This window comes from Zunongwangia sp. (genome assembly GCF_048269745.1).
Classification (GTDB): domain Bacteria; phylum Bacteroidota; class Bacteroidia; order Flavobacteriales; family Flavobacteriaceae; genus Zunongwangia.
On sequence record NZ_JBLXIB010000023.1, the window covers coordinates 1 to 21130 of the forward strand.

Genomic DNA, 21130 nt, shown 5'->3' on the forward strand with positions numbered 1-21130 from the left:
CTATCCTTTAGGCTTTTCAGATGCATATCTGCTACTACAAAAAAGTCAACTTTTTTGTTTTGCCTGAGATTTTTCTTAATTGTTGTTACGGTCTGGTAAAACAAACATTCGAAACGAGTAGAACAGAAAGATATTATACTTTAAAAGATGATCCTAATTTAAATTATATACCTATAAATTGAAAAATGAAAAAAATCTTCAAAATCTCTTTAGTACTTTTGTTAATTTCTTGTTCGGATAGTGATGAAGAAGAAATAATAACTCTTCCGCCTGTAAATTATTCTGAAGCTTTTATTTATGATAACTTTTATGAAATAAAAAATTTAGAATTGGAAGGAAACTCAGATCATAATATTGAATATTCTTACAAATTAGACATAAACAAAAATCAACTATCCATTTTTAAAAAAGATAAAGATGTCCAAATAGGAAAAATTGTTAACGAAAATGAATTAGTTATTTTTAAGAATTATTTGTCGTATTTAGTAATGATTGATAAAAATAATAATGAAATTAGGTATGGTAAGAGTAATGATTTAGGTTTAATCGAAAAAAAAGATATTTTTCCAAGAATTATTAATTCGTATTCAGATTTGAATGAAGATGAAGAATTTATTTTGTGGAGTAATATTGCTTATAAATTTGTACGGAAAATTTAGATTACCTCATAATTTTAAATTTTACACAGTATGAAAAAAGAGGATTTATTTAACGATGAATTTTTAAAGCAGTTCAAAAGCGGTGATGAGCTCAATGCCTTTTTAATACAACTGCAGAAACGTGGCATTGAGAAAATGCTCGAAGGAGAATTGGATGGCCATCTAGGCTATGACAAGAGCCAAAAGTCCGACAATCCCAATAACCGCAATGGTTTTGGTCAAAAAAAGGGTACGCACCTCCTTCGATGAATCCCAGATCCAGATTCCTAGAGACCGGAATGCTTCTTTTAATCCAATGATTGTTCCCAAACGAAGCAATATGGTTGATGGTATTGAAAATGTTATCGTATCGCTCTATGCTAAAGGAATGAGCAATAGCGATAGGGAAGTTTATAATTTTGAAGTCTCCACTCCCACCATCTCCAGGATTACCGAAAAGGTCACCGAGGATATCGTGGTCTGGCAGAACCGTCCATTAGAACCCGTATATCTCATTGTTTGGATGGATGGGGTCGTCTTCAAAGTACGGGAGAACTCCAAGGTGATCAACAAGACAATATACATAGCTGTCTGGCTTCGCAGGAATGAAAAGAAAGAAGTATTGGAACTTTGGTTGGGTAAAGGTAAAATATGAATCTGCAGCTTTTTGGATGAGTCTCCTTACCGATATAAAATCTAAGGGAACTGAAGATATACTTATCACGGCCACCGATAACTTAAATAGGTTTACCTATACCATCAGGAACGTGTTTCCTGACTCCAAAACTCAAATCTGTGTGATACACCAAATACGAAATGCCTGTAGGTTTGTGGTATGGAAAGACAAAAAAGCCTTTACAGCAAATATGAAGCATATCTACAATACACCTAACCAGCAAGCTGCCAAAGCTGCTTTAGATGATTTTGCAGAACTATTGGAAAATAAGTATTCTTATGCTATAAAGAGCTGGAGAGATAACTGGGAAGACCTTTCGGTATTTTTTGAGTTCCCCCTGGAGATAAGAAAGATCATTTATACCACGGACCTTATCGAGAACCTTAATGGGAAAATCAGGAAGTACACCAAAAATAAACTGTCTTTCCCAACAGATGAGGCAGTGATGAAATCCGTATATTTGGCTACAAGGGAAGCCACTAAGAAGTGGTCAATGCCTATCAGGAACTGGGGCATTATCTTAAATCAGTTCCTTACGATCTATGAAAAAAGGGGCAGACTTTAAAAAGTCAAACCCCTGCTATTTTAACTTTACACACTTTGCGGGATAGTGTCTCTATAAGAGCTGTTTTACTGCCAGTCCAGTTCATTTTAGATTTAGGAATTTTGACTGTTTTAATCTCATCTCTTTCCAGTCCGTGTAATTGATCCTCTAGAAACACTTCTATCAAATCATTGGCTAAAATTTTGACTACAGTATAGTCGTGAGAAGTAGAGAAACGATGATCCGTTTCAAAATACCTAGTTACTTAGATTAAACTTGATGTCATGTTTATTTCTTACAAAATACTTATGATCTAAATAGGTGCTTCCAGTTCGATAATATTTGTAAAATTCTAATTGATCATCAAAGAAGCACTTTAATTTGTTCAGTTCCTTAAGCAAATATTTTCTTAAAACACGCTTACCACCATAAGGTCTACGGGTTTCAATTTTATAAATCTGATTGTAATATATTAACTTAGATACAAATTTGGGTTTTGTGTATTTAAAAAATAGAATTTCATCATATTGATTTTCAAATTTGTGATGAACTGTTTTTTTCTTTATATCGTCTAAATACATTTAGTATAACTTCTAAAGCTTCCTGAGAAATATGTAACCAATTATTTTTTCAATTTCAAGAAAATTTAAATGCTCTTCTAGATTTAAGAGGCTTTTTTTACAAAAATCATTCATTAACCTTCAACATTTTTCAATTTGCATCTTAAAGTAAAGAAGTCTTACTAAAAACTTTACTGTATTTATATGTTTAAAATCGTGGTATTCCCACATAAATGATGTGGTATTTCCAAACAGTTACTTAACAAGCGGTTTCTATTTTTGAAGTCAAAAAAAAGTGGAAATTTCCTATTATATAATAAATAATGATGATTCAACTTCTCACAAGCTTTCTTCAGTGTTGAATGAATTCTCAGAATTTGCATGTTTAGGTTTTACGAACAATTATGAACAAGCTATGAATGAGATATTAAAGTCAAACCCTGATATCATATTCATAAATTTAGATACTTGCTTGTCAAAACAATTCGGAGATATATTTTCTTACTGTAAAGAAATTAATGAATACGTAATTAAGCAACCCAAATTTATAGGCTTGTCTAAAGATGCTTCTAAGTCATACTTAGCTTTAAAGAGTAGGTTTTATGATTATATACTAAAGCCGGGTAGTGAGCTTGATATTCGTAAAACTGTTCTTCAGTTATTAAAGAGTAGAGAATATAATTTAAATGAAACCTTATGTCTTAAATCTTATAAAGATTATACAATTCTCCATATTGAAGAAATCCTATTTTTAAAAGCTGATAATAATGCAACTGACTTTATAATGACTAATGGTAAAACGATTAGCGCTTTTAAAACTTTAAAGTTTTTTGAAAATGTTTTACCAAGTAGCTTTATCAGAATTCATAACAGTTATATGATTAATAAAAATCATCTGTCGCGAATTAACTTTGGAAAGTTAAAATGCTTTTTAAACCATAATAATATCACTTTACCTTTTTCACGATCTTATCGACATAACCTCCAGTCTTTAGAGGAATTATTAGAACAAAAAACCATTTCTTTTAATTAGTGTTTCTAGCCTGAGATAGAAATCTTCATTTACTAATAAATACATAGCAAAAACTAATAGAAATAACTCATCTACCAAATGGAGGTTATAATCTATTTCTATCATTCTCTATTACTGTAATTTGACCTCGGTTTAAGAAAGAAGCTTCTTAAGAAACAAGGAGATATGTTTATCTACTGTTTCAATCATGCATGATTAAATATCGAACCACCCCAGAAATCTCGGGGGACATAACACTATTGTTTAATCATAATTGTTTAATCATAACCTTTAAACCATGAAGACATTCAAAAACTTATTAAGCTTAACATTTATAACTTTATTGGCTTATTCTTGTGAACCGGAAGAATTACCAAATAATACATCACTTCAGCAAGATATTATTACTGCAGATACAGGAGATCAAGATGATGAAGTTGTGGATAGAAAAGGAAACAATCCCGACTAGTAATTATCAATAATTTTTTAAAGGTCTTGTGAACTACAAGGCCTTTTCTTATTTTCAAAAATTTAAATTTTATTTATCTCTAAAGGATTGTTTGTGAAATCATGCTGCGTATCAATTTTCTATGTTTTAATAATCTGTTTTTTGTCATGTACCTCCAAAATTGATGAAAAGCAAAATGAGGTTGCATGTAAAAATACAATTGTTGAAAGTGGAAAATCTATTTCTGATGCGCAGGAAAAACATGACTTGATAGTCGCTTATAAGTTAGCGATAAAAGAAGAAAATGATTCTATACGAAACAAAAAGCTACTAGATATTTCCTATCGTTTCTTGAAGGCAAAGGATTCTGCGATGTTCTTACAATCTAATAAAGAGGCAAGAGAGTTGGCTATTTCTATTGAGGATTCTAGTGGCGTTGCGGCTACACATTGGGATTTAGCTCAGTACTATCATAATCATAATAAAGAAGATAGCGCTTATTTTCATTACGATAAAGCTCAAAAAATATACAAAAATTTAAATAATGACTTAAATGCAGGTAGCTTATTATTGAATATGGCGATCATGCAAAAAAATATTAGAGATTATACCGGTAGTGAGGTTACCACAATGAATGCTATTTCACTTCTAAAGCCATTAGATGAATTTAGATTATTATATAAAGCCAATAATAATCTAGGTATTATTTATAATGAACTCGAAGATTATGAAAAAGCAGTTTATTATTACCAAAATGGATTAGATTATATAAGAAAATCCGGAGATTATAAGTATTTACCCTCAATTTGGAATAATATAGGGCTTGTTTATCACAATTATAATAATTTCAATGAAGCTGTTGAATATTTTGATAAAGCTTTGAATTATAACGATAGTATCCAAAAGTCTGATCCAAAATTGTTCGCCATGCTTATAGATAATAAAGCAAATGCTAAACTTCATCTAAAGGATACTACAGGCATATATGAGCAATTTAATGCAGCTTTGAAAATAAGAAAAGAATTAAATTTAGAGTCAGGCATTAGTATAAATCAATTACATTTAGCTGATTATTTTCTCGAGAAGAAAGATACTATAAGAGCTATAGATTATGCGAGCAAGGCAAAAGCGATTGCTTCAAAAAACCAAAACACGAGAGATTTACTTTCTTCTCTAAAATTTCTTTCTTTAGCGGTCAAAGATAGTGCACTCAAATATTCTAGACGTTATATAGAAATTAACGACAGCCTGCAAAAAAGGGAAAGAACTGTAAGGAATAAGTTTGCTAGGATACGTTTCGAGACAGATGAATATATTTCCGAGACAAAAAGGCTTAATGACCAAGTCGTAAGAATTTCAATAATATCTCTGACGGTTTTCCTTATTTTTGTATTATTATACATAATAAGAGGGCAAAGGTCAAAAAATAAACTAATCCAACAAAAGCATCAGGCTGGTCAGGAAATATATAATTTAGTTTTATCACAACAAAAATTAATTCAGGAAGAACGAGATAAAGAAAAACTGCGTATATCTCGGGAGTTACATGATGGAGTTTTAGGTAGTTTGTTTGGACTAAGAATAAGTTTAGATGTATTGAATGAAGATGATGATGATGATAGTAAGAAAAAGCGAGCTGAGTATATAAAAGGGATTCAGGATATTGCGGAAGAAATTAGGTTGATTTCTCATGAACTTAATAAAAGTTCACAAGTTGATATTGATTTTAATGTTTTGCTACAAGAATTTCTGAATAGACAATCGGACAAAATTCAAGTTCAATTAAATATGCCTCGTGCCATTAATTGGGATTCCATGGAAAATAATATAAAAATAAATATCTACCGTATTATACAGGAAGCTACAACGAATATTCTCAAGCATTCCAATGCTAGTAAAGCTATAGTTTTAATAGAAAGGTTACATGAGGATTTAAAAATTGAAATTAAAGATGATGGAGAGGGATTTGATACTGAAAAAAGAAATTTTGGAATAGGTCTAAAAAATATAAAAAACCGTAGTCGAAATATAAGAGGAAACTTATCTATTACATCAGGTACAGAGGGAACAACGATATCATTATATATAAAACTTAAAAAGTAGAGCAGTTATGCAGGAGAAAAAAGTGATAAATATTTTACTGGTTGATGACCATCATATGATTTTGGAGGGTTATAAAAATGTATTGTCAAAAATAAAATCTAATGACTTTACTTTAAATATAGAAACTTCAGATAACTGTGATAAAGCTTGGGAGATTGTAAATGAGAAGAGAGTTGATATTATTTTTTTAGATATTAATTTTCCTATAAGCGATAGTAATAAAATACTTTCAGGGGAAGATTTAGGAATTAAGATAAAGAAACAGCTTCCTGAAATTAAAATTATAATCTTAACCGTTCTAGGCGATCCCTTCCGTCTTCATAATATACTTTTAAATATTAATCCTGATGGATTCTTATTAAAAGGAGAAACTACTTCGGAAGAGCTCAATAGATGTTTATCAAAAGTTATAGCCAATCCACCTTATTACGGATCAAAAATTTCAAAAATGCTTCATTCTGAAGTGAAACATAATAACTCTTTAATAGATGAAGTGGATAGAATCATGCTTTATCAACTCTCTTTGGGTACGAAAACGAAAGATCTTACTAAGTTTGTTCACCTTTCTTTAAGAGCAGTTGAAGATAGAAAACGCAAGCTAAAAGAGATATTTGGTGTTAGTGGCGAGGGAAATAAAGCTTTGTTAGAGAAGGCTAGGGAGAGTGGATATATTTAAAAAAATGAAAAATTGATTTAAAAATTATATTAGATGCACCTGTCTATTCAAATCAAAAACTAACTATACCTTCGAGAAGTCACTATTGTGAAGATTAATAAAGAGCTTAATTTTCATGCTGCTAGGCATACTTTCGAAACAATGGTAACTTTAGCTAATGTAGTTCCGATAGAAACCGTCTTTAAGTTTTAGAGTACAATAAATATTTACAACGCAGATTTATGCAAGAGTATTATAGGACTGGAATTACTACATTAGACTGGACATAGAGTTGAATGAATATTATTGCAAGTCTAACCATCAACCTCATTGAAAACCTGAACGGTAAAATCAGGAAGTACACCAAGAATAAATTATCCTTCCCTACCGATGATGCTGTAATGAAATCTGTATATTTGACTACAAGGGAAGCCATTAAAAAATGGACAATGCCTGTTAGAAAATGGAGGATTATCCTCAATCAGTTCTTGACCATACATGAAGAAAGGGTTCAACTTTAAGTTATAAAATCAACCCCCTTTATTTAAAACTTACACACTTTACGGGAAAGTGTCACCGCATTAAGTGGGATTTAGCAACTACTACCATTATCTTTAATCAATAACAGGTCTATCGTAAGGAATTCCTCTCTCAGTTATAGCTTTCCGGTTTCCAAACTTCCTAAATACTTTACAATTAATTGACTTCAAACTGTTTTCGAATCTTGTAGGTATTCATATCGTTTTTTTTTATATAGAAAAAAATCATGTTCTTAAATGAACCATTAAAATAATCCTGAATTAATTTTCTCATCATTTCAATGCAGTAGGTTTCTTTATCAATCAGAGCATAATACAAATAGCCTTTGTTTTTCTGACGATGACCAACAAACCCTTTATTTTCTAAAATCCTAACAATAATGGAAACTGTATTATAGGCTCCTTTTGGTTCAGCCATTTTCTCAACTATAGATGCAATACTGGCTATTTTCAATTCCCAAAGTAAGTGCATTATTCTTTCTTCTGCCTGAGTTAGTTTTTTAAATCCTTGTGTCACTTAATTTCCTTTTACGATGGTTTACTTCAAATTTCGGATGATCTTATAATCAAATATTTCTAAAGTTTAGATTGGTTGAATGTGTCTATGTTGAAATTATAATTATTGGACTTTTTGTAGTTTTATTTCACCACGTAATATGTGTGGGAATACCACGTTTTTATAAGTTTCTTGAATTGGAATTAATTTTTAAAGCCACCCCTATATAATATCTTACAGCGTTTCGATACAAATGGACAAAATGTAGAACATTGTTGTCGAGCAATCTTGGAATTGGTTTTCTTTCTAACAAGTTATAATTTTAAAACTTAGGAGCTTTTATTTTAGCATTTTATTCTCAACACACCACTTACACTTTGATTTATTAATTAAGTAATATTGAAAGTTCGTTGAGCTAAAAGTTTGAAAGTCTTGAAAGGTATTGACCATTTTATTGGAATTTACTAAATGCGATCCTTCTCATAAGTCTGCAGGCAATCCTTCAAACTCGTAATTAGTTTTTTATTAATCTGAAATACATTCTTACCCTGCATAATTCGAAAAGATCAATAATGAGCCTCTTAATGAATCTCTTAGTGAAAAGGGTTAGTAAGAGATTAAATTTACAAAATCCAATTAAACCTTTCAAAAAGAAGAAAATCGGCTAAATAAATGTGGGTTTACCACGAAGTAAATGTGGGTTTTTACTCATCAAAGGCCTATAAAATATTTTAAGTTTGATTATTGAAAAGTTAGTTTTTCTCGGAATATTATAAAAATATCATAGTATTCTGCGAAAAACTTTTGATGCGCATCAAAATTAGGAGGAAACCGAAAAGCCTTAAATGAGTAGGTAAAACTTATTAATATAATTTATTATGAAAAATTTAAAAGATTTTGAATTCGGCAAAGTAGAAGTGGACTCTGTATTCGGAGGTAAAGTTCAAGAAACATCTTCACAAAATACAGTTACAATTGTATCTGGTGGTATTAGTAAAGATGATGGAGACGATTCAGATTGGGATTAGTAAAATTAATTCTTTAATAAAGCCTCGAGTACTTTATCTCGAGGCTAATTTTTTAAAATAATGATCTTAATTTTAAGTACACCTACTGATTTGGATACAGAAAAAGTCATTGAATGGCTTAACCATTTCGAAGAACCATTTTTTCGTTTAAACGATGAGGATTTAATGATGGGAATAACTGAGTTTTTCTTTTCTCCCCATGATTCTCATAAAACATATTTTTCATACAAAGGTGAAAAGGTTTATTTAAAGGATATTCGAACAGTATGGTTTCGCAAATTTGGGTTTCTTTCTACATATGAAAAGGAATTAGACAGGAATAGTGATTTTTACAAATACATTTATTCTGAATTTAGTTCTGTTAGAAAATTAATCTTAGAATTATTAGCAGACAAAAAATGGCTATATAAGAAGGGAGTTCTCCCTTCGAAACCTTTAGTATTAGAAAAAGCTATAAGTGTTGGCCTTAGAACACCTAACACGGCAATTACATCAAGAAAAGAAAGACTAAAAAATTTCAATGAAAAATTAATCACAAAGCCTATCGGTGAAGGAAAACAGGTTTTAGCAAACTCTCTAAATTTTCCATTTATGACTTTGGCAATTAACTCAGTAAACCATCTTCCCCATAAATTCTCACCATCCTATGTACAAGAACAAATAGCTAAAAGTTATGAAGTTAGAGTATTTTATCTCGAAGGAAAATTATTTTCAATGGCTATTTTTTCGCAAAATGACAAAAAAACTGAAATTGATTTTAGAGTTTTTGATCCAGAACAGCCAATAAGATTTGTACCATATAATCTACCCAAGGATGTAGAGTTGAAGATCATAAAATTCATGAAATCCATTAATTTAAACACCGGCTCTTTGGATTTTATAAAAAATACGGAGGGTGAATACATCTTTTTGGAGGTAAATCCAGCTGGTCAATTCGGAATGACAGCATATCCGTGTAATTATCCATTACATAAGGAAGTTGCATCAACATTAATAAATTTATAATAGATGAAATTTTCAAATAACTTAAAATCAGATCAATTAGATATTTTTCCAATATCAGTTTTTTATGTCGAATCAAAAGACACCCTTATTAGAAACAGTATTTTGAGGTATGCACCGTCATCATACTATAAAACTGAAAAAATGAGATGTATGTACAGTTATAAACCTAGTATTTTAATATAATTATGATATCAGAAAATTCTTATGTCAGATTTTACGAATGCTGTCAACCAAATCTTGGTGCTAATAGAGGTCTAATTCATGATTTTCAAAGAGGGCAATTGTTTTTTACGTCTAAGGAAATAATAGAATTAATAATAGAATCAACTAATAAAAAATGGGGTGAAATTTTAGAGGAATATAAAGAGCAACAAAAGATTTTAAAAAAGCAAATTAATTATCTTTTAAATAATGAACTTATATTTTTCACCAACAATCCTCAAAATTTCGGGCAGATTGATCTTAAGCGAGAAAGGCCCAACCTATTAGAGTTCGTATTTTTATATATAGATACTTTAGATTTAAATAAAAAAGAATTCTTAAAAAATATCTATAAATCTGGAGCAAATAACCTAGTCCTTTTGGCTGAGAAAATAGATTCTAAAATCTTATTGGAAGTCATTGAAATTTTAAGTCACTCGAAGATAAAAGTTATAGAATTAATTTCTAGATATAATAAAAAATCTACTGCAGAGATTAAGGATATCATTGAGGAAAACACTAGAATTAGAAGAGTAATCTTTTACGAAGCTCCTCAAGAAATAGAAAGTACTTCTGAAAAAATACATTTCTGGAAAAACAACTTAAATACAGGCTTCGCAAAAGGAATCGATTCTGTGCAAGATTTTGCAGTGAATTTAGATTCATATTGTGAATCACTTAGTTTCAATTTATTTTATTATAAAAAAATTTTTATTGAAGATAGTGGAGAAATATTTAAATTCTATGGTGACAATTCAAGTTTAGGTAACATTTACGATAAGGATATTAATAACATTATTAAGAATAACCATGACCTAAAAAAGTTTTGGGAAATTAATAAAGATATGATCGATGAATGTAGTCAATGTGAGTTCCGATATGTTTGTCCTGACGACAGGATTCCAATAAAGAGTAAGGAAAACGAAATGTTTTATCATCAAACGAAATGCAAATATAACCCAAAAACAAACCATTGGAATGATATTAAGAACTAAACACATTTTGAAAATTGTTGTAATTTGCTCCCTTATATCTGCTTGTAACTTTTCGAACTCCGAGCAAAATTCTAATTCTTCAAATAGAAAAAATGAGTCCAAGGGCCAAACTGTGGATAGCATAAATAAAAATACGACAGTTTCTAACGATAAGAAACAGAAAAGCTATATGGATATTTTTAATGAAAATAGGGAAAGGGATAACGTCCTTTATGTTAAGAATAAATTTATGGAAGCTAATGTCGAAGATAATGCCCAAAACAGTTGGAATAAATTTCAGTTTTTAAGTACTTTTCTATCTAAAGTTCCTGATTATAAACTTTTCAATGAATTAATTGATAAAAGGGAAACGAAACAAAGAGATTATTTAGGAAAAATAATCAAACCGCTCTTAAAAGAAAATAGGTCGGGATTATACCCTGACTATAATTCAAGTATAAGAACCTTGGATAATTTGTTCCAACGTAATCAAGTGGTGATGATGAATGAGTTACACTGGCATCCAAAACACCGAATCTTCGCTAATAAACTACTAAATACTTTAAAAGCTAATGATTTTAAATATTTGGCTATAGAAGCCGTACAAAGAAGTCAAGCCAATTTTTTGAACGAAAGGTCATTTCCTATTAAAAAAACCGGTTTTTATGTTCAGGAACCTTATTTCGCCTTATTTATAAGAGAAGCTATAGAACAAGGTTTTCAAATTATAGGCTATGATGATTTTAATGTCAAAAATCGCGAAAAGGAACAAGCATTAAATATCAAAAAAGTACTAAAGGAAGATCCAGAAGCAAAAATTTTTGTTTACGCGGGTATAGATCATATTTTAGAAAGTGATTCGACTAAAAAAAGAATGGCTGAGTACTTTTATGAAGAGACCAAAATCAATCCATTAACCCTTGACCAAGTAGAAATTGCCGTTGATCTAGAAGATGACATAGTTCTATTGAAATCTGATCTTTTACCCAAAGATGAAAAAATTAATCCCAATGTCGACTATTTTATAGTTAATAACATAGAGCCTGACCTTTCTGAAATTTATTCCAAAGAAGAGCTTTCAAGTTATAGAGAAAGTTTCGAAGTCTTAGATAATTATAAAGACCAGGAAATTTTTCTTTCTCTTTACTTTTTAGATGAATACGCAAAACACGGAATGGAAAGCATACCTCTTCTAAATCGAATTTTAAAGGTCACCAATAGTGAATTTAAACTCTCTTTACCACCTGGAAATTATCAATTAAAAATATGGGATAAATCAGATCAACAAATAATTTCTGAAAAGATTAAAATTAGAGATTAATAACTAATTTAAGTATATAGAAAACTAGAGACAACTTACTCATATCATTTGGAAAAAATCTGATTGAAAAATCTATTAAACGGTTAAAATTGCGTATTTCATTTCCTCACTATAAGCAGCTGGAATCCAAAGATTGCGGTCCGACTTGTATTAAAATCATTGCTAAGCATTTTGGTAAAAATTTATCAGTTCAAGAACTCAGAAAACTTAGCGAAACGACCAGAATAGGCAGTAGACTAAATGATCTTAGTGAAGCTGCAGAAAAAATTGGCTTTCGCACATTAGCTGTTAAGGTGGCACTAAAGGATATTATAGAAGCACCATTACCATTAATTCTACATTGGAATAATAATCATTTTGTAGTACTTTACAAGGTTAAGAAAGGAAAATTTTATATTTCAGATCCTGCTCACGATCTTATATCATATAATGAACAGGATTTTCTAAGAGGATGGATAGGTAAAAATAGTACACAAGAAACTGCAGAGGGAATTGCTCTTCTTATGGAAACCACTCCAAAATTTTATGATTTAGATTTTGAAAATAAAGAAGAAAAATTAGGTTTTAAATTTCTTTATCAATATGTACGAAAATATAAAAGTTTCCTATGGCAATTAATCATAGGACTATTAGCGGCAAGCATATTGCAACTTATTGTACCTTTCCTAACCCAAAGCGTAGTGGACGTAGGTATAAAGAACCAAAATATTCACTTTGTATACCTTATACTACTTGCCCAGCTTTTTTTATTTTTTGGAAGAACTGCTTTAGAAATTATCCGCAGCTGGATTTTACTTCATTTAAGTACGCGCATTAATATCTCCCTAATCTCAGATTTCTTCATCAAGCTAATGAATCTGCCAATTTCTTTTTTCGATGTAAGAAAAACTGGAGATATTTTACAACGAATCAATGATCACAAGCGTATTGAACGCATTCTTACAACATCTTCTCTTAATGTATTATTTTCAATGTTCAATCTGCTAATTTTTGGATTTGTATTAGCGTATTACAATTGGACTATTTTTGCAATCTTTTTTATAGGAAGTTTAACTTATTTTGGCTGGATACTACTTTTTCTCAAAAAAAGAAAGGATCTCGATTATAAACAATTTTCTCAGATAAGCCAAGAACAAAGTAAAGTGATTGAGCTTATTAACGGTATGCAGGAAATTAAACTTCATAATGCCGAAAAGCAAAAACGATGGGGCTGGGAGTATTTACAAGTAAATTTGTTTAAGATATCCGTAGAAAACCTTGTATTGGAACAGTATCAAGGAGTCGGATCTCGGTTTATAAATGAGCTCAAAAATATTTTAATCACTATTTTATCTGCAATTCTTGTAATTGACGGTGAAATTACCTTGGGAATGATGCTGGCAATATCATATATAGTTGGCCAATTAAATTCTCCCATAGCACAAATGATTGAATTTATAAGAGAGGTTCAGGATTCAATAATTTCTTTAGATCGCCTTGGGGAAATTCATAAAAAAGAAGATGAAGAACCTCAAGGTAAAGAGAAAACTCATCAATTTCCTGAAGATTCACCTCTGAACTTAAAGGATGTTTCTTTTAGATACATAGGTTCTAAAAAACTAGTTTTAGAAAAATTGAATTTAGATGTCCCAGCCAATAAAATAACCGCAATTGTTGGAGTTAGTGGTAGCGGCAAAACTACCTTAATGAAACTGCTATTAAAATTTTATGAACCTAATACTGGAGAAATTAGAATCGGCAATTATAAACTTGAAGATATATCTCAGAAAACCTGGAGGGAAAAATGCGGTGTAGTTATGCAGGAAGGATATATTTTCAATGACACAATTGCCAATAATATAGCTGTAGGAGTTGACACCATTGACAAAAAAAAATTGGAGCATGCAGTGAAGGTCGCTAATATTCAAGAATTTATCGAGACTCTGCCTCTTAACTACAATACGAACATTGGTATGGAGGGGGTAGGACTTAGTACCGGACAAAAGCAACGTTTATTAATAGCTAGGGCAGTTTATAAAAATCCAGATTATTTGTTTTTTGATGAGGCTACTTCAGCTTTAGATGCAAATAATGAAAGTGAAATAATGAATAATTTAAACGAGTTTTTTATAAAGAAAACTGTGGTAGTTATAGCTCATCGTCTAAGCACAGTGAAAAATGCTCACCAAATTGTTGTATTGAACAATGGAAAAATCATAGAAATTGGTAACCATACAGAATTAATAGAATTAAAAGGGCAATATTACAATTTAGTCAAAAACCAGTTGGAGTTAGGGAAATGAAAAAAACAAAAACAATTCTGATGCTTCATTTTTAAGAATCTCAATATATGTAAAATGCCAAAACGTAAATTAGAGAATATAGAATTACGGAGTGAAGAGGTCCAAGAGATCCTTACAAAAGTACCTAACTGGATGATCCGCTGGGGAAGTTTGCTTTTTTTCTCACTTATTGTTATGCTTCTTTTTATTAGTTGGTTTGTAAAGTATCCTGATACTATTATTTCAAATGCTACAGTCACTACAAAGATTCCGCCTCAAAAAATTTTTGCAAGATCTACAGGGAAGTTCGACAGTATTTTTATTAAAAATGGTCAAAAAATTAATCCACATCAGACCTTGGCAGTTATTGAAAATCCTGCTAATTATGGAGATGTCATAAAACTAAAGTCGATCTTGGATACTGTTGGATTAAGAAATGACAAATTTCAATTCCCAATTGATGAAGTACCTCTTCTTTTGTTAGGAGATATTGAATCCGACTATGCAACATTCGAAAACTCGTATATAGAATATAAAATAAACAGAGATTTGAAGCCATTTTCGACTGAAGTTGTGGCTAACAAAGTTTCTCTTCAGGAATTAAATATTCGATTAGCAAATTCTATTGCTCAAAAAGAAATTAATAGCTCTGAGATAGAAATTATTAAAAAAGATTTGAATCGATACAAATTGCTTTTTGAAAAAGGTGTAATATCTGCACAAGAATATGAAAAGAAAAAACTGGAATATTTAAATGCAAAAAGAAGCTATAAAAATCTTTCGGCCTCAATTTCCCAACTAAAAGAATCTATTGCAAGTGTCAAGAACTTATCAAGAGAAACAGATATTAGCAGTGCCAGAAATGACATGACACTCCTAAAAAGAGTTCTACAAAATTTTAATAAGCTTAAAACAAGTATTAGAAATTGGGAATTGGATTATGTTTTATCTTCTAATATAAATGGCAAGGTTTCTTTTTTTACATATTGGAGTGAAAATCAATCTGTTGATGTAGGAGAACTAGTTTTTACAATTATACCATCAAAGAATTCCGATTTTATGGCCAAACTCCTAGCGCCTCCTCAGAATTCGGGTAAAATTGAAATTGGACAAAGAGTGAATATTAGTCTAACAAGTTATCCGGAAACTGAATTTGGATTTTTGGAGGGAAAGGTGAAAAATATCTCTAGTCTCCCTAATAAAGAAGGTATGTATATAATTGATGTTGCCCTTCCAAACAATTTAATCACCAGCTATGGGAAGGAAATAAATTTCAAGCATGAAATGACAGGTAGTGCTGATATCATTACTGAAGATTTAAGATTGATTGAACGTTTATTCTATCAGCTTAAGGATATCTTCAGCCGAGATGGTTAAATGTTAATATTATTTTCTAAGGATTATTATATAATTTATGCTAAATTTAAAATTATACAAAATGATCTTACAAAAATTAACTGGGCTTCAAGTTGAATGACTATGCTTAGATATTCGAGATTGATTAAAGGTATATCCCAACTTGATCTTGTTTTATTATTGGAAACTACTTGTAATCCGGATTCAAAAATAGGGGAATACTTTGATTTCATTGCAGGTACCCAGCACCGAAGGAATCCTTTCGCTTATATATTTATGTCCAGATGAACAGGGATATTTCAAGTATGGAGCTAAAGAGGCTCTCGATATTTATTTAGATCAGGGAGATGAAATATTCGATATGTCATTGGGAAAAAAATGGAGAAGTTTAGGGGTATATATGATGAAAAGTAATTGGAAGAAGCATTATCAGATTTTTTAGAACAAAGAATATTAAAAAATGTTTTAAAATCATGTTTAATTACCAGTTATAACATTCGGAATCGAAAGGCTCATTCTTTTTACTAATGCTGATGCGAATTCTGATATTTTTAATTATAAATTAAAAGATGTAGCTCGGGCTACTTCAGCTGCTCCAACATATTTTGAACCGGCCAAAATTAAATCAATTTATGGAACACCGCATTTTCTAATTGATGGTGGTGTTTTTGCCAATAATCCTGCTTTATGTGCTTATGCCGAAGCAAGAACAATGAAATTCTCAAAAATTTTAAATGATGAGGAGTTACCAGATAATCCTGGAACCAAGGATATGCTTATAGTTTCAATTGGTACCGGTACAGTAAAAGAAGCATATACGTATAAAGAATTTAAAGATGCAGGAGCTATAAAATGGATAAAACCCCTAATAGATATTATGATGAGTGGTAATTCCGAAACTGTGGATTATCAACTTAAACAGATATATGAAACTCTAGCTGTAGCAGATTGCGAGGATTATCACCGTATACAACCTAAAATAAGTTTAGCCAGTTCTGAAATGGATAAGGCGGATATTGATAATTTAAAAGCGTTATATCAAGACGGTTTATCTGCAGTTCGTGATTATAAAGAAGAACTAGATACTATAATCGATAAATTGTTGTAAAGATGAATAGAGGGCTCATAATTACAACATTAATTGTTATTGTTTTATGTGTATCATCTTGTGCGTCAAAAAAGATATATGCAGAACTGGAGGAAAAACAAAAAGAGACTCAAGAAAATCTCAATCAATTAATAGTTAAAAATGAAGAACTAGTTAGTTTGATTTACACTATGGAAATGCAGATTGAAGAATTAACTGAGCCTCCAATAACGGCTTCGAGTATGGCTAGTTGCGGTTGGTTAGCTAGTTTTTTTGCGCTTAAAAATAAATATAGCTAAAAACATCGAATATCAATTAAGTATTTAGCCGCAATTGGCTATACGCATTGTTGGCGTGTCGTTATTTGTTAGTTCCAGAATTTCCACCATTTTTTGTTAATTCCCTCAGGTAAATCCTTTTCAATCCATTTACCATCAGAATTTTTCGTCCATTTTTTATTAATTCCGTCTAAAGTGAATTCAGAACCTTCTCCTTTATCTAACTCTTCAATTAAATTTTCATCAAACCAGAATCCTTCTTTTATATCTTCGAAGTAAACATTTATAGCAAAATCTTTATCACTTTGACCAATAACTTCTACACCTGTAAGCGTAGGTGTTGTATGTCCATAAATTTCTCCAATTTTTCTCGCAAATCCCGTCATTTCAGTTGCAGGAGTTTTTTTTATTTTTACTTTATTCCCAAATGAATTGAACATTGTTTTAATTTTTACTTCTTACTTATTTTCACATCTTATGTATAACGTAATTATATTTTTAAATATTAAGATTGTTGAATTTCTTATTTCAACAATTCTCGAATACGTCAGGTTCCATTAATTATTTTTTAAGTTTGAAGCAAATTACGTCTTCGTTATTTAGTTGTTTTATTAATTCTTAATGCACGCCAACTTCTGGATATGAAGATATGGATAGTTATGCTTTTAGCTATTTCTATACTTTAAACTCTTCTGAGGAGGTATATTTTTCCGATGCTTTTGAATTGAATACTCCATTGCTTGAAACTAGTCAAAGAATTGAATCTGAAATTCAAAAGATGGGGTATGATATAGGGGATTACAAATTTTTTTACACGGGTAACGGTTATGGTATAGTGACAAACCCTATTCCAGTAACACCTGAAGGAAAGAGAGGAGATACTGCTCCGGATTGTAATTGGTTTAATTTCTTTTATTGTAGTGGGAAGTCTTATTATAGAATGTACGTATTTCTAGTTGTTGATAGGCTCACAAAAAAAGATAAAGTAGTAACATTAGAAGAGATCAGAAAATATTATGATAAGAATATCAATTTAGATATTAATTGGCAGAGTCTGGATTCTCTTACATCATTATTCTATGGAGAGAACAATATGTTTAATAAAAAATACTCATTTTCAGTTAGAATTTATGATTTTTTATCTGAGGATTTCGGAAATGGGAGCAAAGTTTTAAAACAGTTAAAATTCGAACCTTTTAAAGAGTCAGGATATGAGTCATTTAAAAACTAATCTACCTTTTTTTAGGTATCAAAGAAAATTGGTGTTACTATGGTTGATATGGGGAAGTATTATATTCATATTTACATTTCAAAAATCATTTTTTGGATATTTTAAGCAATGCACAGGACCTATTTGGACATTTATTGGAGTATATGTAGGGGGGATTTATTCTTTGATAACATGTAGTTCTTTTTTTAAACATAAATTAAGTAATTACTTGTTGGAAGATATTATTTATTTTCGCTTAGCTTATATTAGTAGTATAATCTATCTTCTTGGGGTGAGTATAGTAATTTTTATCATTCCATTGTATATTTTACAAGATGGAGGGAATCTTAAAGACTTCCGAAATGCACTGGTTAAGGCAGATACAATATTTAAGGTTTTACTACCGATTCAAATTGGTTTATTAACCTATTTCTTTTTTAAAAAAGAAAAAGTTGAATAACTTTAATCATTGAGTTTTTTAGAACGGTTATTATATAATTTACTTAGACCATATCAATTCTTAGAATTCTTCTTTTTCAAATCGGTTTCATTTGAAATTTTCTTTGCTTCAAGTTTTGCTCTTAAATTATGCATGTCTTCACTAATCTTACGATCTACAATTTTAGCATAATGTTGGGTCGTTCTCAAATCTTTATGGCCTAGCATTTTACTCACGGATTCTATAGGAACTCCCAAAGTAATGGTTGTGGCAAAAGTATGCCTTGCGACATGTGTTGTAAGTGGTTTTTTAATAGCACACATCAATGCAATTTCTTTCAAAAATGCATTCGATTTTTGGTTGCTTAAGACAGGTAGGATAAAATCACTATTCTTAACTTCCGGATAATTTTTGTAGAGATCCAAAATTTCTTCAGCTATTGGAAGAATAGGAATACTGCTCAGCGTTTTAGTCTTAGTCCTTTTTGTTCTAATTCACTTTTCGCTATTAATACCTTTGGTAATTTCTGATTTACTGAGCTTTTTAACATCGGAATAGGCCAGACCAGTAAAACAGCTGAAAACAAACATATCCCTAACTAGTTTTAGGCGATCCAGATGTAGCTCTTTATCAATAAGCTTTTGGAGTTGCTACCTTTACTTGGACATAAAATTTAAGACCGTTTGTTATAAAAGAAATATCTTAGAAACATGAAAAAACGATATTACAGTCCTGAATTAAAGGAGCAAGCAGTTTGTTTAAGTTACCAGCGCGAGAATATAAAAGAATTAGAGATGAACTAGGCATAGAAGTCCAAAGGATCTACAAATGGCGCAAGGCAGCTAAAACAGCTACATTGCCTAAGCCTGAAAAAATACCCGATGATACTTTAGAGCTTAAAAGACTTCGCAAAGCTCTTAAAAAAAAGGAACTTGAACTTGAAATATTAAAAAAGGCCGTGCACATCTTCTCCAAGAGCGATGGGAAATCTATGGATTTATAGCTAGCTATAAACATTTATATCCGATAGAGAGGATGTGCAGGGTTTTTAAAATAAGTAGGAGTAGTTTTTATAGGTGGTACACAGCTAGCCCTTCAAAACGAGCAATGGAACATAGCCTGTTTACAGATTTAATAAAAAAGGAATTTGACCTGAGTAAACAGCGTTATGGCTCTACACGAATAGCAGAAAAACTTAAACGTGAAGGTTACTGTATATCCAGATGTAGAGTGGCTAAAATTATGAGAGCGAACCATTGGGTAAGAAACACAAACGGAAGTTTAAGGCTACCACAGATTCCAATCACAGTTATCCTGTTTGTAGAAATTTATTGAACAGAAACTTTAATCCCTATAGGTTAAATAAAGTTTGGGTTAGCGATATCACTTATATCCAAACCAATCAAGGTTGGCTGTACCTAACCACTATTATCGATTTGTTTGACAGACAGGTAATAGGGAGGTCCTTAAGTACAAGTTATTATACCTGCATGGAAAATAGCTATAATAAAGCGCAAGATAAACATGGATTTACTATTTCACTGGGATCGAGCGATACAATATGCTTCAAAAACATTTAGAACATTTATTAAATCTAACCCTTTGGTAACTCAATCTATGAGTAGAAAGGGAAATTTTTGGGATAATTCCGTAGCTGAGTCTTTCTTTAAAACCTTAAAAGTAGAACTTATTTATGATGATGATTTTAAAACTATAGAGCATGCTAAAACTGCTATTTTTGAGTACATCAAAATTTGGTACAATAGGAAACGCTTACACTCTTTTTTAGGATATAAAACACCTTATGAAGTAGAACTAGAATTTTATCAATTTAATAATGTAGCATAGGTCGTAAAAAAAACTGTCCGACTTTTTCTTGCAAGTCCAATTTTGAGCACTTAGTTTACTATGTTCACTTTGACCGGCTCATCCAGATTTGTAATTGATGCCTGGAAAAACAGTAAAACGGAAGTAGAATTAGCCGAAATTTGGAATGAAATTATCAATATGGTTAAATCAGATAATTTTGTAATGCCAGTTAAAGCGGAGTTCAAACTAAGCGAATTTAAAAATGCAATATCTGCAGCAAAGGATAAAGAGCCGGGAAAAGTATTATTTAGTATTAATGAATAAATTCTAGTCAGTTAAGAGTTTATAATAATTTCGACGTTAAAAGTTAATTACACTATCTAGGGCATCATCAGCATCTTTATGGATAAAGTTTGCCTGATAATTTATCGTAGTGGTAACCGAAGAATGGCGATAAAGTTTCTGAAGCATCTGAATTGGAATTTTATCG

Annotated in this window: 25 protein-coding genes and 4 pseudogenes; 23 read left to right on the forward strand and 6 right to left on the reverse strand. The window is 30.8% G+C overall.

Annotation, left to right across the window (positions count from 1 at the left end):
- Nucleotides 1-185 precede the first annotated feature (185 nt).
- Both ACN0WI_RS16040 and ACN0WI_RS16045 read left to right on the forward strand, forming a co-directional pair.
- Nucleotides 186-659 (forward strand): hypothetical protein, encoded by a 474-nt coding sequence (locus tag ACN0WI_RS16040; RefSeq protein ID WP_417888064.1) that lies wholly within the window; start codon nucleotides 186-188, stop codon nucleotides 657-659.
- Between the two features lie 30 nt (nucleotides 660-689).
- Nucleotides 690-1879 (forward strand): annotated as a pseudogene (locus ACN0WI_RS16045) (IS256 family transposase).
- A gap of 4 nt (nucleotides 1880-1883) precedes the next feature.
- On the opposite strand, the gene ACN0WI_RS16050 reads toward ACN0WI_RS16045, so the two are convergent.
- Together ACN0WI_RS16050 and ACN0WI_RS16055 are read right to left on the reverse strand one after the other, a co-directional pair.
- Nucleotides 1884-2060, reverse strand: coding sequence for an RteC domain-containing protein (locus tag ACN0WI_RS16050; RefSeq protein ID WP_417888087.1), 177 nt, complete (start codon nucleotides 2058-2060; stop codon nucleotides 1884-1886).
- Nucleotides 2061-2115: 55 nt separating this feature from the next.
- Nucleotides 2116-2439 (reverse strand): RteC domain-containing protein, encoded by a 324-nt coding sequence (locus tag ACN0WI_RS16055; protein ID WP_417888065.1) that lies wholly within the window; start codon nucleotides 2437-2439, stop codon nucleotides 2116-2118.
- Between the two features lie 274 nt (nucleotides 2440-2713).
- On the opposite strand from ACN0WI_RS16055, the gene ACN0WI_RS16060 reads away from it, so the two are divergent.
- The 5 genes and pseudogenes from ACN0WI_RS16060 to ACN0WI_RS16080 form a co-directional block, all read left to right on the forward strand.
- Nucleotides 2714-3451, forward strand: coding sequence for a LytR/AlgR family response regulator transcription factor (locus ACN0WI_RS16060; RefSeq protein ID WP_417888066.1), 738 nt, complete (start codon nucleotides 2714-2716; stop codon nucleotides 3449-3451).
- 277 nt (nucleotides 3452-3728) lie between these two features.
- A complete protein-coding gene (locus ACN0WI_RS16065; RefSeq protein ID WP_417888067.1) occupies nucleotides 3729-3899 on the forward strand; it encodes a hypothetical protein in 171 nt (56 codons plus the stop codon).
- 141 nt (nucleotides 3900-4040) lie between these two features.
- A complete protein-coding gene (locus tag ACN0WI_RS16070; protein ID WP_417888068.1) occupies nucleotides 4041-5981 on the forward strand; it encodes a tetratricopeptide repeat-containing sensor histidine kinase in 1941 nt (646 codons plus the stop codon).
- A 7-nt stretch (nucleotides 5982-5988) separates the two neighbouring features.
- Nucleotides 5989-6657 carry a response regulator gene (locus ACN0WI_RS16075; protein WP_417888069.1) on the forward strand — a complete coding sequence of 223 codons (669 nt, stop codon included), beginning with the start codon at nucleotides 5989-5991 and terminating at the stop codon, nucleotides 6655-6657.
- A 296-nt stretch (nucleotides 6658-6953) separates the two neighbouring features.
- A pseudogene (locus ACN0WI_RS16080) lies at nucleotides 6954-7157 on the forward strand (transposase); the annotation flags it as partial.
- A 175-nt stretch (nucleotides 7158-7332) separates the two neighbouring features.
- On the opposite strand, the gene ACN0WI_RS16085 reads toward ACN0WI_RS16080, so the two are convergent.
- Complete coding sequence (locus ACN0WI_RS16085) at nucleotides 7333-7692, reverse strand: BlaI/MecI/CopY family transcriptional regulator (protein ID WP_417888070.1); 360 nt, start codon at nucleotides 7690-7692, stop codon at nucleotides 7333-7335.
- Nucleotides 7693-8759: 1067 nt separating this feature from the next.
- Between ACN0WI_RS16085 and gwsG the strand changes: the two genes are divergently transcribed.
- The 9 genes and pseudogenes from gwsG (at nucleotide 8760) to ACN0WI_RS16130 (ending at nucleotide 17203) form a co-directional block, all read left to right on the forward strand.
- Entirely contained in the window at nucleotides 8760-9704 is a 945-nt protein-coding gene (gene gwsG, locus ACN0WI_RS16090; protein ID WP_417888071.1) for a grasp-with-spasm system ATP-grasp peptide maturase, read from the forward strand.
- 185 nt (nucleotides 9705-9889) lie between these two features.
- Nucleotides 9890-10900, forward strand: coding sequence for a hypothetical protein (locus ACN0WI_RS16095; RefSeq protein WP_417888072.1), 1011 nt, complete (start codon nucleotides 9890-9892; stop codon nucleotides 10898-10900).
- 112 nt (nucleotides 10901-11012) lie between these two features.
- The gene (locus tag ACN0WI_RS16100; protein WP_417888073.1) at nucleotides 11013-12200 is read left to right on the forward strand and encodes a hypothetical protein; all 1188 of its coding nucleotides are present in this window, start codon (nucleotides 11013-11015) and stop codon (nucleotides 12198-12200) included.
- An 89-nt stretch (nucleotides 12201-12289) separates the two neighbouring features.
- Complete coding sequence (locus tag ACN0WI_RS16105) at nucleotides 12290-14482, forward strand: peptidase domain-containing ABC transporter (protein ID WP_417888074.1); 2193 nt, start codon at nucleotides 12290-12292, stop codon at nucleotides 14480-14482.
- Nucleotides 14483-14536: 54 nt separating this feature from the next.
- Nucleotides 14537-15838, forward strand: a complete 1302-nt coding sequence (locus tag ACN0WI_RS16110; protein WP_417888075.1) for an HlyD family secretion protein — start codon at nucleotides 14537-14539, stop codon at nucleotides 15836-15838.
- 202 nt (nucleotides 15839-16040) lie between these two features.
- Nucleotides 16041-16259: a hypothetical protein gene (locus ACN0WI_RS16115; protein ID WP_417888076.1), complete on the forward strand. Its 219-nt coding sequence runs from the start codon at nucleotides 16041-16043 to the stop codon at nucleotides 16257-16259.
- Nucleotides 16260-16364: 105 nt separating this feature from the next.
- A pseudogene (locus ACN0WI_RS16120) lies at nucleotides 16365-16493 on the forward strand (patatin); the annotation flags it as partial.
- Nucleotides 16494-16529: 36 nt separating this feature from the next.
- Nucleotides 16530-16925 carry a hypothetical protein gene (locus ACN0WI_RS16125; protein ID WP_417888077.1) on the forward strand — a complete coding sequence of 132 codons (396 nt, stop codon included), beginning with the start codon at nucleotides 16530-16532 and terminating at the stop codon, nucleotides 16923-16925.
- Nucleotides 16926-16927: 2 nt separating this feature from the next.
- The gene (locus ACN0WI_RS16130; protein ID WP_417888078.1) at nucleotides 16928-17203 is read left to right on the forward strand and encodes a hypothetical protein; all 276 of its coding nucleotides are present in this window, start codon (nucleotides 16928-16930) and stop codon (nucleotides 17201-17203) included.
- 68 nt (nucleotides 17204-17271) lie between these two features.
- Here ACN0WI_RS16130 and ACN0WI_RS16135 read toward each other — a convergent pair whose 3' ends face one another.
- Nucleotides 17272-17622: a hypothetical protein gene (locus ACN0WI_RS16135; protein ID WP_417888079.1), complete on the reverse strand. Its 351-nt coding sequence runs from the start codon at nucleotides 17620-17622 to the stop codon at nucleotides 17272-17274.
- Between the two features lie 209 nt (nucleotides 17623-17831).
- On the opposite strand from ACN0WI_RS16135, the gene ACN0WI_RS16140 reads away from it, so the two are divergent.
- Both ACN0WI_RS16140 and ACN0WI_RS16145 read left to right on the forward strand, forming a co-directional pair.
- Nucleotides 17832-18413: a hypothetical protein gene (locus ACN0WI_RS16140; RefSeq protein ID WP_417888080.1), complete on the forward strand. Its 582-nt coding sequence runs from the start codon at nucleotides 17832-17834 to the stop codon at nucleotides 18411-18413.
- Entirely contained in the window at nucleotides 18394-18852 is a 459-nt protein-coding gene (locus ACN0WI_RS16145; protein ID WP_417888081.1) for a hypothetical protein, read from the forward strand. The genes ACN0WI_RS16140 and ACN0WI_RS16145 overlap by 20 nt, the downstream gene beginning before the upstream one ends.
- Nucleotides 18853-18905: 53 nt before the next feature.
- On the opposite strand, the gene ACN0WI_RS16150 is transcribed toward ACN0WI_RS16145, so the two are convergent.
- Nucleotides 18906-19325 carry a site-specific integrase gene (locus ACN0WI_RS16150; protein ID WP_417888088.1) on the reverse strand — a complete coding sequence of 140 codons (420 nt, stop codon included), beginning with the start codon at nucleotides 19323-19325 and terminating at the stop codon, nucleotides 18906-18908.
- A gap of 260 nt (nucleotides 19326-19585) precedes the next feature.
- Between ACN0WI_RS16150 and ACN0WI_RS16155 the strand changes: the two genes are divergently transcribed.
- From ACN0WI_RS16155 to ACN0WI_RS16175, 5 genes are all read left to right on the forward strand, one after another.
- Nucleotides 19586-19834 (forward strand): hypothetical protein, encoded by a 249-nt coding sequence (locus ACN0WI_RS16155; RefSeq protein ID WP_417888082.1) that lies wholly within the window; start codon nucleotides 19586-19588, stop codon nucleotides 19832-19834.
- Between the two features lie 104 nt (nucleotides 19835-19938).
- Nucleotides 19939-20166, forward strand: a complete 228-nt coding sequence (locus ACN0WI_RS16160; RefSeq protein ID WP_417888083.1) for an IS3 family transposase — start codon at nucleotides 19939-19941, stop codon at nucleotides 20164-20166.
- Nucleotides 20163-20411 (forward strand): DDE-type integrase/transposase/recombinase, encoded by a 249-nt coding sequence (locus ACN0WI_RS16165; RefSeq protein ID WP_417888084.1) that lies wholly within the window; start codon nucleotides 20163-20165, stop codon nucleotides 20409-20411. Before ACN0WI_RS16160 ends, ACN0WI_RS16165 begins: the two co-directional genes overlap by 4 nt.
- Entirely contained in the window at nucleotides 20356-20679 is a 324-nt protein-coding gene (locus tag ACN0WI_RS16170) for an IS3 family transposase (protein ID WP_417888085.1), read from the forward strand. Before ACN0WI_RS16165 ends, ACN0WI_RS16170 begins: the two co-directional genes overlap by 56 nt.
- 60 nt (nucleotides 20680-20739) lie before the next feature.
- Complete coding sequence (locus tag ACN0WI_RS16175; protein ID WP_417888086.1) at nucleotides 20740-20964, forward strand: hypothetical protein; 225 nt, start codon at nucleotides 20740-20742, stop codon at nucleotides 20962-20964.
- Nucleotides 20965-21000: 36 nt separating this feature from the next.
- On the opposite strand, the pseudogene ACN0WI_RS16180 reads toward ACN0WI_RS16175, so the two are convergent.
- Nucleotides 21001-21130: pseudogene (locus ACN0WI_RS16180) on the reverse strand (recombinase); the annotation flags it as partial.